General features: G+C 34.2%; 16 protein-coding genes and 1 other annotated feature (1 of these 17 cut by a window edge). Of the genes, 9 read left to right on the forward strand and 7 right to left on the reverse strand.

What is annotated here, in order from left to right; genetic code table 11:
* Nucleotides 1–30: 30 nt before the first annotated feature.
* From ACK1U5_RS23455 to ACK1U5_RS23475, 5 genes are all read right to left on the reverse strand, one after another.
* Nucleotides 31–933: an EamA family transporter gene (locus tag ACK1U5_RS23455; RefSeq protein ID WP_087875920.1), complete on the reverse strand. Its 903-nt coding sequence runs from the start codon at nucleotides 931–933 to the stop codon at nucleotides 31–33.
* 141 nt (nucleotides 934–1,074) lie between these two features.
* Entirely contained in the window at nucleotides 1,075–2,517 is a 1,443-nt protein-coding gene (locus tag ACK1U5_RS23460) for a sensor histidine kinase (protein WP_000201976.1), read from the reverse strand.
* Entirely contained in the window at nucleotides 2,495–3,160 is a 666-nt protein-coding gene (locus ACK1U5_RS23465) for a response regulator transcription factor (RefSeq protein ID WP_000148833.1), read from the reverse strand. The genes ACK1U5_RS23460 and ACK1U5_RS23465 overlap by 23 nt, the downstream gene beginning before the upstream one ends.
* Nucleotides 3,161–3,524: 364 nt before the next feature.
* Nucleotides 3,525–3,986: a L,D-transpeptidase gene (locus ACK1U5_RS23470; RefSeq protein ID WP_000735058.1), complete on the reverse strand. Its 462-nt coding sequence runs from the start codon at nucleotides 3,984–3,986 to the stop codon at nucleotides 3,525–3,527.
* Between the two features lie 30 nt (nucleotides 3,987–4,016).
* Complete coding sequence (locus ACK1U5_RS23475) at nucleotides 4,017–4,457, reverse strand: DUF3978 family protein (RefSeq protein ID WP_000388768.1); 441 nt, start codon at nucleotides 4,455–4,457, stop codon at nucleotides 4,017–4,019.
* Between the two features lie 401 nt (nucleotides 4,458–4,858).
* On the opposite strand from ACK1U5_RS23475, the gene ACK1U5_RS23480 reads away from it, so the two are divergent.
* The 5 genes from ACK1U5_RS23480 (at nucleotide 4,859) to ACK1U5_RS23500 (ending at nucleotide 7,954) form a co-directional block, all read left to right on the forward strand.
* On the forward strand, nucleotides 4,859–5,473 hold the full coding sequence (locus ACK1U5_RS23480) for a DedA family protein (protein ID WP_000454755.1): 615 nt from the start codon (nucleotides 4,859–4,861) through the stop codon (nucleotides 5,471–5,473).
* Nucleotides 5,474–5,703: 230 nt separating this feature from the next.
* Nucleotides 5,704–5,925, forward strand: a complete 222-nt coding sequence (locus ACK1U5_RS23485; protein WP_000776168.1) for a helix-turn-helix transcriptional regulator — start codon at nucleotides 5,704–5,706, stop codon at nucleotides 5,923–5,925.
* Nucleotides 5,915–6,622 carry a DUF3169 family protein gene (locus ACK1U5_RS23490; protein WP_016110907.1) on the forward strand — a complete coding sequence of 236 codons (708 nt, stop codon included), beginning with the start codon at nucleotides 5,915–5,917 and terminating at the stop codon, nucleotides 6,620–6,622. Before ACK1U5_RS23485 ends, ACK1U5_RS23490 begins: the two co-directional genes overlap by 11 nt.
* 42 nt (nucleotides 6,623–6,664) lie before the next feature.
* Nucleotides 6,665–7,717: a site-2 protease family protein gene (locus ACK1U5_RS23495; protein WP_113710832.1), complete on the forward strand. Its 1,053-nt coding sequence runs from the start codon at nucleotides 6,665–6,667 to the stop codon at nucleotides 7,715–7,717.
* A 96-nt stretch (nucleotides 7,718–7,813) separates the two neighbouring features.
* The gene (locus ACK1U5_RS23500; protein WP_000404758.1) at nucleotides 7,814–7,954 is read left to right on the forward strand and encodes a DUF3985 family protein; all 141 of its coding nucleotides are present in this window, start codon (nucleotides 7,814–7,816) and stop codon (nucleotides 7,952–7,954) included.
* Between the two features lie 450 nt (nucleotides 7,955–8,404).
* Here the strand turns inward: ACK1U5_RS23500 and ACK1U5_RS23505 are convergent, their stop codons facing one another.
* A complete protein-coding gene (locus ACK1U5_RS23505) occupies nucleotides 8,405–8,791 on the reverse strand; it encodes a DUF3938 domain-containing protein (RefSeq protein WP_001077776.1) in 387 nt (128 codons plus the stop codon).
* A 460-nt stretch (nucleotides 8,792–9,251) separates the two neighbouring features.
* Between ACK1U5_RS23505 and ACK1U5_RS23510 the strand changes: the two genes are divergently transcribed.
* A complete protein-coding gene (locus ACK1U5_RS23510) occupies nucleotides 9,252–9,773 on the forward strand; it encodes a GNAT family N-acetyltransferase (protein WP_000397306.1) in 522 nt (173 codons plus the stop codon).
* 110 nt (nucleotides 9,774–9,883) lie between these two features.
* On the opposite strand, the gene ACK1U5_RS23515 is transcribed toward ACK1U5_RS23510, so the two are convergent.
* On the reverse strand, nucleotides 9,884–10,777 hold the full coding sequence (locus ACK1U5_RS23515; RefSeq protein WP_000530044.1) for a YitT family protein: 894 nt from the start codon (nucleotides 10,775–10,777) through the stop codon (nucleotides 9,884–9,886).
* A 277-nt stretch (nucleotides 10,778–11,054) separates the two neighbouring features.
* On the opposite strand from ACK1U5_RS23515, the gene ACK1U5_RS23520 reads away from it, so the two are divergent.
* From ACK1U5_RS23520 to ACK1U5_RS23530, 3 genes are all read left to right on the forward strand, one after another.
* Entirely contained in the window at nucleotides 11,055–11,339 is a 285-nt protein-coding gene (locus ACK1U5_RS23520) for a hypothetical protein (RefSeq protein ID WP_000394934.1), read from the forward strand.
* Between the two features lie 28 nt (nucleotides 11,340–11,367).
* Nucleotides 11,368–12,150 (forward strand): membrane protein insertase YidC, encoded by a 783-nt coding sequence (locus ACK1U5_RS23525; protein ID WP_000920519.1) that lies wholly within the window; start codon nucleotides 11,368–11,370, stop codon nucleotides 12,148–12,150.
* Nucleotides 12,151–12,279: 129 nt separating this feature from the next.
* A complete protein-coding gene (locus tag ACK1U5_RS23530) occupies nucleotides 12,280–13,095 on the forward strand; it encodes a hypothetical protein (protein WP_069605093.1) in 816 nt (271 codons plus the stop codon).
* Nucleotides 13,096–13,387: 292 nt separating this feature from the next.
* Nucleotides 13,388–13,500, forward strand: a binding site (T-box leader); it runs 124 nt beyond the window's last position.

Raw genomic sequence — 13,500 nt, forward strand, 5'->3', positions numbered from 1 at the left:
TTATATCTTTTATATAAATTCTGTATTTTTTCAAGCGCTGTGCACGCGATTTTGTTTCCTTTCTTTCCTAGCCGTAAGCAGCTGAGGAGTGAAAATCCCAACCAATATAAAAATAATACCAATCCACTGCATGAACGTTACGACTTCATGTACAAGTGTAATAGAAGCGATAATAGCAGTTGGTAATTCAGCTGCACCTAATATTGTACCGAGTCCTGTTCCAACCTTTGGTACACCGATTGAAAAACAAATGACAGGTACAACAACGCCGAATAATCCGAGGAAGAAAGCATATTTCCATAGACCGGCTTGCAAAGCACCGTCTGTTAAAAAGGTTGGCGGAAAGAATAGGCATACGATAAGAGTAGCACTTGTTGTCATAAGAAAGCTTTTCGTATAAGGCGGAACATCCGTAGCGACGCGCCCGCTTGCAAAAACATAGAATGAAAAAGAGACCGCAGCTAATAGCCCAAAGATAATCCCTTTCGTAGAAAAACTTTGTCCGAGGCCTTCAAATACACCACCTGCAAACAATGTACCAGCAAATAAAATAAGGATAGATATGATCTTATCGCGGCTTGGAAATGTTCGATTTGCAATGGCTTCGATAATGAGACCAATCCAAGTGAACTGAAAGAGTAGGACGACAGCGATAGATGCGGGTAGTTCTTCTACAGAAATAGCGTAAAAAATCCCAGTCATACTCATTGTTGTTCCGACGGTTAGTAATGAAAAAAATTGTTTTTTTGTTACTTTATGATGTGAAAAGAAAAGAACGAGTAGAAATAGTCCAATCCATCCGAAGACATATTGTCCCCCTAGGAGTTGATGTGCTGAAAATCCATTTATGAATCCGAGTTTGAAAATAGTTGAAAGTATGCCGTAGCTGCAAGCACCGAATAAAACGAGCAATGAATATTTAAACTTTTCCATAAAAAATCCTCCTTTTAAGTAATAAAAAACGCCCGCTATCCAAATAAGGATAACGGGCGAACGAAACAGAGTAAGACACTCTACAAAATTCCGCCACTCACACATGAAGTATGAGTTTGGGGTATGTAATTATAGTGAATGTTACATTGCTTTTGGGAATACAATGGAGCATTTTACACCTTGAGCTGTGTTTTGTATCCCGTAAGGAAACTGATGTTTATCTAATATTTGTTTCACGATATATAATCCAAGACCACTACCTTGTACTAACCCGTGTTTATCAGGATTTGCGCGATAGAAAGGCTCAAATAAATGAGCAAGTTTATCTTCATCAATTTGTGAACCTGTATTTAATACTTCTAATGCGTAACCATTTGGTTTTTCATAAAGCTTTATATATACGTGCTGATGGTCAATTGTATAATGAATTGCATTTGAAATAATGTTAAAAATAGCAGTTTGAATAAATTTAGGATCAGCTAAAATTTGTACGTCGTGTTTAATATTAGATTGTACATTTAATTGTTTTACAGATACAAAGTAATCTACTTTCTTCATAACATCCTCAATAATATTAGATAAAGAAATGACTTCTAAATTCGGTTTAAATTGAGGGTTTTGTATTTTGGATAATTCCGACATTTTTTCCGTTAATATGTTAATGTCTTGCATCATCTCGTAGGAACGTTTCAAATACTTATCTCTATCTTTATAAGCTCCAATTCCGTGAATCATGCCATCTAGTTGTCCCATGACGGCTGCGATTGGTGTTTTTAATTCATGGGACACCATAGACATAAATTCTTTACGAGATTGTTCTAATTGTTGTTCCTTCTTGAGCTCGTTTCTTAAATCTTGATTGCTTGCATGTAAATTCTTCACAATATTTGGTACTTGTGAAGCAGCTACTTGCAAATTAAAATCTGTTTGATCTGTATTTTTGTTAAGTAGCTTTTTATCTGAGAAATCAAGATTCATAATATCTTTTAAAGCATCGCTCATATATTGAAAAGGTTTGGCAATTAGTTTTGTATAAATTAAAGATCCGAGTAGTGATAATGCAAGCATTGTCGCGCCAATATGTGGAGCTAATTGCTGCAACGCATCTGCTAACTTTGGATTATCCTTTGTATCATTTGTTTTACTTGCTGCATTTTGTGTATGTAAGGCATCATTATTAGCAGCTTTCTTTTCTGCTTCTGTAGGCGGATTAGAAGTGCTATTTTTCCCCGAAAGATTTTGTGTATGTTCTTTTGCCTTTACAGTTTGGCTAGGCTGCAAAAGGTGATTGATAGCTGTAGAAAGAGATTTATAATCTATAATAGAAGATTGAAAATTAGAAATGCTCCCCTCTGACACAGCTTTATTTTGCTTCGTTTTACTTCCGTCGTTTTGCTTATCTGAATCGGCCTGTTCTGTAGTCGGCGTTCCATTTTCTTTCGCAAAACGTTCTTTATCGTAGTTTGAAGCTAGAAAGTAAATAATTTGATAAAGGCAAAGTGATAAAAGAATACAAAATAATAAGGTTTTGATGAAAATACTTTTGGTGATGTTGTCTTTGCTACGATTCGATTTTGTAGCCAATGCCTTTCACCGTTTTAATATAAGGAATTCCTAATTTTTTTCTTAAGTTTTTAATATGTGTATCTATAACTCTTACATCACCATAATGTTCATAGCCCCATACCTTATTCAACAAATCACTTCTTGATAATACTTTTCCTCGATTTTGCAGTAAAGTATAAATAATTTCAAATTCTTTTGTTGTCAATTCAATTTGATTACCATGAACATAAGCTGCATATGCTGTAGAGTTTAACATCAATTCATGGAATTGTAGTATAGTTGCAGCTTCTGCTTCCTTCGTTGCTGCCCTTCTTAATACAGCCTCTACACGCTTAATAAATACAGTGTAATGGAACGGTTTCGTAATATAGTCATCAATACCTAATTCAAATCCTTTAATTTCACTTTCTTCATTATGTAAGCCTGTTAACATAATGATTGGTACATCAGATTGTCCTCGCATAATTTTACAAATACTATAGCCATCTATATCTGGTAACATTACATCGAGGAGGACAAGATCGTATGAATTTTTTTGGAAAAGAAGAATACCTTCTGTTCCAGCACCAACTACATCAACTGTAAAGTTTTGTGCCATTAGAAATTCACGAATAAGTTCTTGTATATCTGGGTTGTCTTCAATCACCAGTATATGCGTCATAGTAACACCTCCTAAATAACGCTTTTTACTGCAATATTCGAATTCATCATTTTTCGAGTGACTCAGATTGTTTATACATATAATAAGCCCCCGCTATAAAATAATCATGAAGGTAGCAAGGGGAATAGTTTAGTGTTACTGAATAGTTCAGAATTACAGTAGTTCTATTATAGTATGTATTATAAAATTTATAAAACATTATAACTGTATAATTTTAATATCTACGTTTATCAATGTTTAAATATCAGCTAATCAAATCTATTCCTATTATATATGTAAATACAGTTGTTTTGCTACTGTAAATGAATAAATAAAATAAGCCAAGACATAAAATTCTTGGCTACACATAAATCTTGTTTTTAGGCTATTTTACAGTGACAGTAGCTTGCTGCTGAACGCGCTCAAATAACCAGTGTATATCATTGTTATACATACGAATACAACCAAGTGTTGTCCATTTGCCGATTGCTTGATTATTGTTAGTTCCGTGAATCGCATAAGTTGTTCCGTAAGTTCCTGCCATATTTAATCCGAGCCAACGGTCACCAAGTGGATTACGTGGATCGCCGCCTTTAATTTTGCCTGTATAATAAGGGCGGTTTTTAATTTTATTTACGATTTGAAAAGTGCCTTTAGGTGTAGGTGTTGCAGCTTTTCCAGTAGCGACAGTAAAACTTTTTATAAATTTTCCATCCTGATAATAATCCATTTTATTTAACTGAGTGTCTACAATTAATTGATCTTTCGTTGTAGCTGCCTCTGCACTAGCGAATGGAAGAGTTAAAAATCCTAATGATAATAGTGCGCTTAATAATAATTTTTTCATTGTTATTCTCCTTTTACTATCGTAATAGTCTTACATACAATGAAGTTGTAATCCTCGTAATGCTTTATTTACATTTTCATCTAATGTTTCAAAGAATGTAGTGATTTTGCTGTTGTGTTTGTTGTTATCAATAAGTAATCTTTCATTTAATAAAAGCTCACCACGTAGTCCAAAACTTTGAACTTGAATATTTAGCTCATCTTCATTTTCAGAAATGATTGGTAAGAAATAGTGAAAAGCTTTTGTTGGAATGATGTAGCTTTTGCCAATCATGCTTTCTTGATTTGAATTAATCCATTTTTTCGTGACAATTTTAATATTCTTTTTTGAAACGATAAAAGATAGTGTTGTAGATTTTGTTAAACTTACGTCAAATTCACTTGTTTCACATATTTGTAAATTAAAAACGGTTTCATTTTGATGAGATTCAACATTTGTATTAATAAAATCGTGCATTTTATATGCTTCCATTTCGTATTCACCCTTTTTTCAATTTCGAAAAACGACTTATATTTATTCAAATTAATGCTTAGTCATATATTGGTTAAATTTTTCAACAAATTCCGATATAATCTTACAATACGTATATGAAGCTAATATGAAGTTAGCATGAGTTTGTGATGGTTTTTTATTGAGAACAAAATAAGAGAGCTTTTTTAGTGCTAAAAAATGGATAAAATCTGCATGTTATTAATGCGTCTTTTCGCTATTGCGACTTGGAAAATAATTTTTACTATTTAATAAAGAACGAAAATCATTAGTGTGACCCTTACAAAAATGTAATAAAAATGTAAGCTATTGTGATAGTTATTTCGACAATTTTTTTATACAATAATAGTAAGAAGTTGTACGTGATTGAAAGGAGAGATGACATGGAATGGATTCATGAATTATTTCAGCAATACGGGTATTATGTTGTACTTGTCGGCTTGCTGTTAGAATATATTGCACTTCCGTTTCCGGGAGAGCCAACATTAGCATATGCGGGATTTTTGGCACATAAGGGTGATTTAAGTTTACCGATTTTAATCATTCTATCCTTTATTGGGACAAGTGTAGGGATGACGATTCAATACTTTTTAGGAAATAAATTAGGTATGCCTTTCATTCAAAGGTATGGGAAATACGTATTTTTAACACAAAGAAAAATTGACTTAACGAGAATGTGGTTTGATAAGTATGGGTACTTCCTAATTTTTATTGGTTTCTTTATTCCTGGTGTACGTCATTTCACAGGATACTTTGCAGGAATTATTAATTTACCATTCCGTCGTTTTGCCATTACAATTTATTCAGGCGCTCTATTTTGGGTATCATTCTTCTTAATCGGTGGTTACTGGTTAGGTGGAAACTTACATGATATCTTTGGAGTGCTAGAAGGTCATATCGGTAAAATCATTTTTGGAGTTATTGTGATTGTAGCGGTTACGTTGGGTATTCGTTTCCGTAAGCAGTTAAAACGAGTATTACTACAAAACGCAAGTTAATATGAAATCCATTCTATGTCAGAATTTAGGAAGGCAGTGCAAAAGCACTGCCTTTTTTATTTTATTTTTAAGACTATGTTTAATGCACATTTTACATTCTTTATAGGAATTTGATACAGGATAAGAAATAAGTATTTTGTCAATTATTATAGTCGTAATGACAATTATAATTGACAAATATAAGGATATTATTTACAATTTTAATTAAATAAATGAAAAAGAGGGAAGACATGAAGCTTCAAAATCGAGTGAGGGAATTGCGAGCAAAGCATCGTTTATCACAAGGGGATTTAGGGAAAGCGATTGGATCATCACGGCAAACGATTAGTTTAATTGAGCGTGGGGATTATGCACCATCTATCGTATTGTCGTTAAAAATCGCACAAATTTTCAATGTACCGGTGGAGGAAATATTTACGTTAGTAGAGGGGGAAGAGGACGATGAAGAGTAAGCGAAAAAAACAATTTGATTCTGTGGGGAAAATAGCATTAAGTATGATAGGAGGATTTTTAACGTCTTATATAGCTTTAAATTTACTCTCGGATGAACCGAGAAAATTATCATCCAATACATTTATAGGTATATGTACTATTTTTGGAATTTTAATGATGTACTATACTTGGAAGAATACACGTATGTTAGCAGAGGCACGCGATGAAGAAGAGAGCGTACAAGGCAGAAAATTAGGCATTATAAGTATATATTTACGTGTAGGTGATATAGTGACGCAGGCATGGTTTGTATATGCAGTTATTACATGTAGACGTGCACTGTTGCAGGATACAAATGTTTCATTTGCGGTGTGGAATTTAGTAGCTTCTATTGTTTGTTTAACTACTGTAGTAATTATCGGACTCATAACAAAAAATCGTTATAATAAGCTATATCCTGAACAAGGTGTAACGTATATGGAATCTATGAAAATGTGGACGAAAAACGCAGATGAAGGATTAAAGCACATTGTGCATGAGGCTGGATATAAAGCATATGAATTTACGAATACAATATTGGCATATGTATGGTGGGCTGCCGTTATATATACAGCTGCTAGTAATATCGATTTTGTATTAATTGGCTTAATCTCATTTATTTGGATATTGCATCTTGGGAAGTTCATGTACGAAATGCAAAGGAAAATGATTTATTAAGGGGAGAAAAAGGTGGATATTTTAAGAAGGCCAGCTGGCTCAATGACAGTGGCGTTAATTCTGTCCATTTTATACGGAGTAATCCGAACTGGGAAATTAGAAGTAATTTTGAACCTATGGGCAATAGTTGGAATTTCATTATTAGTGTTAGCCATTCATGAGCTAGGACATGTAGTATTTGGTGTAATAGGTGGTTTAACATTTAAATTTATGACAGTAGGAACCATTACTATTCAAAAAGAAAAGGGAAAATTACGCATTCGAGCAAATAAATTATGGGCTTACTTTGGAGGCGTTGCAACACTAGTACCACCTTCTATAGAGACACCGAATCTTTCGAAAAAATGGGCGTGGCTCACTTTAGGTGGACCAATTACGAGTTTACTGTTTGGTATTACTTCCGGTTACATATACATGGTGAGTTATTATCAATATCTTTTATATTTTTCCTTTTTCCATTTTGCAATCTTTGCGGTTACAATTGTGCCGATAAAAGGAACGCTTATGAGTGATGGGATGCAATTTCTTATTTTAATTAAAGATGATGAAAGAGCTAGAAATCATTTATATGAGATTCAAATATCGAGTGAGTTATTTAGTTATAAAAGACCGAAAGATTGGGATGAAAGATTAGTAGAATTGAGTGAGGAGAAAATAAAAGAGAATAAAGGGATAAGAGAGATAATGAGTAGACTTATGCTTGTCTTTTTTGCTCGTGCAGATCAAGAGGGAATGGAAAGAGCGATACCGTATATAGAAAGAATTGTTCAACTACCTGTAACGAAAGAAAATAAGTTTTTCGTTAGTAGTTTTCATAGTTGGTATCTTTTATATAAAGCCCTTTATGAGATGGATAGTCTTTCTTTGCAAGAAGCAAAGGAACATGCAAAGGCTATTACAAAAATGGACTTAAACGGATATTATCGTACACAAGGAATTATCAAATATTTAGAGAATGATCTAGAAGCTTCCCATACTTATATGAAGAAAGCTGATAAAGAATTAAAGAGCGCCGAGAAGAGTGAGATTGGATATTTACAATTAGAAAGAGAATGGTTTGAGCAGTTGAAGGTGAGGGTATCTTACGATGGATGAGGTATCCTCTTTTTTATATGTCATCTTATGCCGTTCCATAAATAGCCTGGGGCGAGTAAAATGAGATAAGAAGAGCAAAGCTTGGAGGAAGTAAATATGGAAATTTTATCAATTATTTTGATAGTCTTGCTCATTTATGTTGTTTTTAAAGTGGCATATGTAGCATTAAAGATACTCGCGATCCTATTAATTATCTTTTTAATCGTAGAGTTCGGCAGTAAGTTGCTTGGGGGATAGGGTATATTGTGCGTTTCGAGTGTCGAAGGTTGTCGTTAAATCGATATCTTGTGTTGAACCGTTGATATAATGAAAAAATCGTTGATATAAGTGGAGAAATGATCGATATATTTGAGAAATCGTTGATATATTTTAGTGAATACGAAGTGGGGTATGTGGAAAAGAAGTTGCCGTTGGGTAGCTTCTTTTTATTGTAGTGGCAGGGTATAGAGCATAAATAGGTTGCCGAAAATTGCCGGTAAGTCGATATCCTGTGTCGAATGGTCGATATAATGAAAAAATCGCTGATATAAGTGGAGAAATCGCCGATATATATGGAGAATCGCTGATATAATCCGGTTGGTACTGGATGGGGTATGTGAGAAAGAAGTTGCCGTGAGGGTAACTTCTTTTTATCGTGATGCGGGGATATGCAAAACAATATAAAAAGCTGGAAGAGTATCTTCCAGCTTAAGAGTTACTTTCAATTTGACGACCGCTATCTTCTTCAGTGTCTTGTAATAGGTTGAATACGTCTGCTAGGCAGAATGCAATGAACCAAGTCCATAGACCGTGGAAGAAAGCTGAGCTTAATTGAAGTGGTAATGTATAGTTTGTCATTGAGTAGGAAATACATCCACCAACGATTCCGATCATTGTTAATAACATTGTTTTTTGAGCATTTTCTTCTGGATTGAAGAGGAAGTAAATGTATCCGCCTAAAATTGAAGCGCTTACAAGCGTTTCGATTCCATTAAAGATGATATTCTCTCCAAGCTGAGTGTTTGTCCAGAAGCAGATTGTTCCGCCGATAATAGCAAACAGGACAGCTATTGTATATCGTATATATTGATTCATATGTTCATCTCCCTATGTAATAAGATGATTTGGAAGTCAAAAAGGTAGGTATAGTATATTGAAGTGAGTTTTAATTGTACGTATCTTTTTATAAAAAAATCATTGAAGAGTAACTAAGATGATCGGTTGTTTAAACCGTTACGTGTATGGTGTCTGAAATATACCCGACTGCTCGTTTCTTTTTGCTTGTAAAATAAGAGAAACTTCCAAGTCTATATACTCTTTTTTTGTGAGTCTGCTTTCATTATAACACATTTAGGGACATAATAATAGAATTATCTGATTTTGTAATAAGTGTAAAAAATAAAAAGCGTAAGGAAATACCATTAACGGTGCAGTTTAGTGGAAGAAGGATTTTAATTTATTATGATGAAATATGTAATCAAGGTGAGATCTAAGAATGAGGCTTAAATACTATAAAAAATGTTTTATAGCATGAATGTAAGGGAGGAGAGCTAACTTGGAGTTCACAACAGAAAGATTAATAATTAGACCTTTTAAGAGTACTGATTTACAGGATGTATTTGCTATTTATAATAGTGATGATACATGTAAGTTCCTATTACATAATAAGTGGACTCATGAAGACATGCAGAAAAGATTTAATAAGAAGCTAGCAAATAATGTACTTACTAAAGAAACAATATTAAGTTTGGCAGTTATATACAAAACTAAAGTAGTTGGTGATTTATCCGTATGGTACACAAATATGAAAGACACTGTTGAGATTGGTTATAGTTTTGCAAAGGAAGTAGCTGGGAGAGGTTTGGCAACAGAAGCAGTAAGTAGTTTGGTATTGAAATTATTTAATGAATGTAATGTACATCGTATACAGGCTAATCTTGATGCACGTAATACAGCTTCACAAAAATTGTGTGAACGAATAGGCATGAGAAAGGAAGCCCATTTCATACAAGATTTTTGGAATAAAGAGGAATGGACAGATAGTATTGTATATGGAATGCTATCCTCCGATTTGTAGTAATAAACTTAGTGATTTTATTATGCTAAAAGGTACGTTAGTTGAATAACAAAGGGCATAACATATTATATATGACTAATATGTTATGCCCTTTAATTTATTAACCTGTTTTATATGCGTTTGAAACGGCCGACAATTTCAACTGTTTCAGTAATGTTCATAAATGCTTTGTTATCCACTTGACGGATAATACGTTTCATTTCGCCTAACTCATAGCGAGTCACGACAGTGTAAATCATTTTTTTCTTATGGTTTGTATAGCCGCCGACAGCGTCTACCATTGTCACCCCGCGTATGCCGTGATGTAGTAGTGCGCTTTTTATTTCCTCGCCTTTTTCTGTAATAGTCATTATCGTTAATTTAATATGTTTCGTATGCACAGCGTCGATAACTTTGCTGACTACAAATCGACTAATTAACGTATAAAGTGTAATATCCCATCCGAAAATAAAACCTGCTGCTACAAGTAAGATTAAGTTGAATACAAATATGATTGCTCCAATTGAAACATCTCGATATTTCGCTACAATCAATCCGACAACATCAAAACCACCTGTTGAAGAAGCAAATCGGAATATAATTCCTGAAGCTGCTCCGCAGATAACACCACCGAATACAGAAGAAAGTAAAATATCGTCTGAAACTTGGTGTACCGGGATAATGTTCATCGCTAACGATGATACAGCTACAAAGTACGCTGTTAAAAAGGTTGTCTTCTTTCCTAAGTAAAAGTGACTTAAAATAAGAAGAGGAATGTTTAGTAAAAAGATAAGTGCACCGATATTGTAGTGCATTAAATAACCGATAATCATCCCTACACCAGCGAATCCACCGCTAATCATATTATGCGGGATAAAAAACATATTCATAGAAATTGCATACAAAATAGAAGCTATAAAAATAACAACCAACTGTATCATAAATTCTAAGTGAAATGTTTTAGCTGCTGGGAAGGATAAAAAGGCGGTGTCGGGAACGTAATCGGCGTCTCCTAGTTGACCCATAGTATGTTTCATCTCCATATTCATTTTTGATTACAAGAAGAGAATAAAGGTTTTTTCAAAAACTGGCAATAGTTTTATTATAATGCAAAAATTTTATAAATTTCTAATAAATCAAGCCTATTCATTGATGTGTGTGAATATGCTAAAGAAAGCGAATACAACGTTTCTTAATTATTGTTTTCTTGAGAAAATATGCAAAATACTTTTTTTGAAAATAAAAGGAAATAGAGAATATTTGCCCGATGTGCTAAAATGACCTTATTAAGGATGTGAAGCGATGGAATTTTTATTGCAGGATGCAATTCTATATATATCGTTTGTAACGACAGCACTTTGCTTATTAGAAGTTTTCTTCCTTGCTAATGTTTCTCGCTTTGTGCGTCAACAAGCATCAAGCGGTAGACAAAGAGCTTTTACGTTAGTTGATACATGTGAAGATAGTGCGGGAAATGTACCGCTATTTTCAATTTTTTATAAATATGGAATGATTCGTTCCGTACGCAGACAAGAATCAAGTGAAGAGAATGATGAGGTTGGTCCGTATACACCAATGTTTCGCTAAATAATTACGAAACATTGGAGGAATGAACATGTTAAAATCATACCGAGCTGCGCTCATTAGTTTATCAGTAGTACTTGTTTTTGTTTTATCTGGCTGCAGTAATGCAGGCACAATTGATTCACATAGTACGGGGATATGGAACCATTATTTCGTATATCCAATCTCGTATATGATTCAATTTGTTGCTCATCATATACCGGGAGCTAGCTTCGGGGTTGCTATCATTATTATGACGCTCGTTATTCGTTCAGCCATGATTCCATTAGCTGTTTCGCAATATCGCAGCCAAGCGAAAATGAAGAAAATGCAACCTGAATTGCAGAAGCTAAAGAAAAAATACGGTGATGTAAGCAAAGACCTTGAAAAACAAAAGCAGTATCAAAAAGAAATGTCAGAACTAATGAAATCAGGCGGTTGGAATCCACTTGCTGGTTGCTGGCCAATTTTTATACAAATGCCGATTTTCTCTGCTTTGTATTATGCGATTAGCAGAACGGAAGAGATTCGCACATCTTCGTTTTTATGGGTGAACCTAGGACATGCAGATCCATATCATATATTACCGATTATTGCAGCGTTAACGACATTTATTCAGATGAAAGTTTTCCAATCGAATATTACACCTGGAGAACAAGTACAGATGCTAAAGATGCAGCAAATTATGATGCCAGCAATGATTCTATTTATGGGGTTTGCGGCGCCATCAGGACTTGTGTTGTACTGGATAACAGGTAACTTATTTACAATGACACAAACAATTGTATTAAGAAAAATAATGGAACGTGAAGAGTTACAATTACAAAAAGCATAGAGAAACACCGCTCATTACGAGCGGTGTTTTTTATTTGAATCGTTAAGGAAATTTTAAGAAACCAATATTACTATTGGCGTTGTATACGAAAGTGTACATGCTTTAGAAATATGAAGGAGGGAATTTCCTATGAAGAAGAAAACAGTTGGTTATTTAGCGATTGCAGGTGCTTTATCATTCGGAATCATTGGAGGAGTCGGTGTTCCGGCATTCGCGGCAACAAATACTCCAACAGCTGAGCAAGCGACAAAAACAGCGAAAAAAGATTTAGATGCCGCTACAAAACAAAAAGTAAAAACGATTATGGACGATACAAAGAAACAGTTACAGGAGCTAGGTGTAAAGCTTCCAGAAAAAGAAAAACGTAAAGAAATGTTTGCGGGATTAGATGAACAGGCGAAAGAAAAAGCGAAGTCGATTTTAGAGCAAGAAAAGTCTGGAAAATTAACACGAGAACAAGCAAAAGAGGAATTAACAAAGTTAGGCGTAAAAATGCCGGAGAAAGGTAAGCGTGGAGACATGTTTGCTAACTTAGATGAACAGGCGAAAGAGAAAGTGAAGTCGATTTTAGAGCAAAAGAAATCTGGAAAATTAACGCATGAGCAAGCAAAAGAGGAATTAACAAAGCTAGGCGTGAAAATGCCGGAGAAAGGTAAACATGGAGACATGTTTGCTAACTTAGATGAACAGGCAAAAGAAAAAGCAAAGTCAATTTTAGAGCAAAAGAAATCTGGAAAATTAACGCATGAGCAAGCAAAAGAAGAATTAACAAAATTAGGTGTGAAACTTCCAGAGAAAGAGAAGCATGAAGACATGTTTGCAGGATTAGATGAAGCAACAAAAACAAAAGCAAAAGCGATTTTAGACAATGAAAAGAAACAATTAGAGGCATTGAATGTTGATTTACCGCACCATAAGTTTTTTATGAAAAAAGATGAGAAATAATTGAATGAAGTCGTATCTTTCGTGTGGGCAACCGAAAGGTACAGGCGTGAGGGGGCTTTCTTTTGAAAGACCCCCTTTTATTGTTGGCGTTTTTTGTTGGTAAATCGATATATTTGAAAAATCGCTGATATAATTTTTACAGCTACACTGCTCCAAAGATACGAGGGAATTAGAGAAATATTACAGCTTCTGTTATAATATAAGAAGATAAATATTTCCTATGTTATATAAAAAATATATTGATTTTTTCTAACAATTCAATATAATGAACAATAACTACAAAATTCGACATCAAGAAGTGATGATGAGGACACGATCAATTTTTTACGATTCTCAGAGAGGGAAGCCTTTGGCTGTGAGCTTCCTAATACGGAAAAATGGATTACCACCTCTGAACTGCAGCAG

Source organism: Bacillus sp. XB1, from assembly GCF_053557995.1.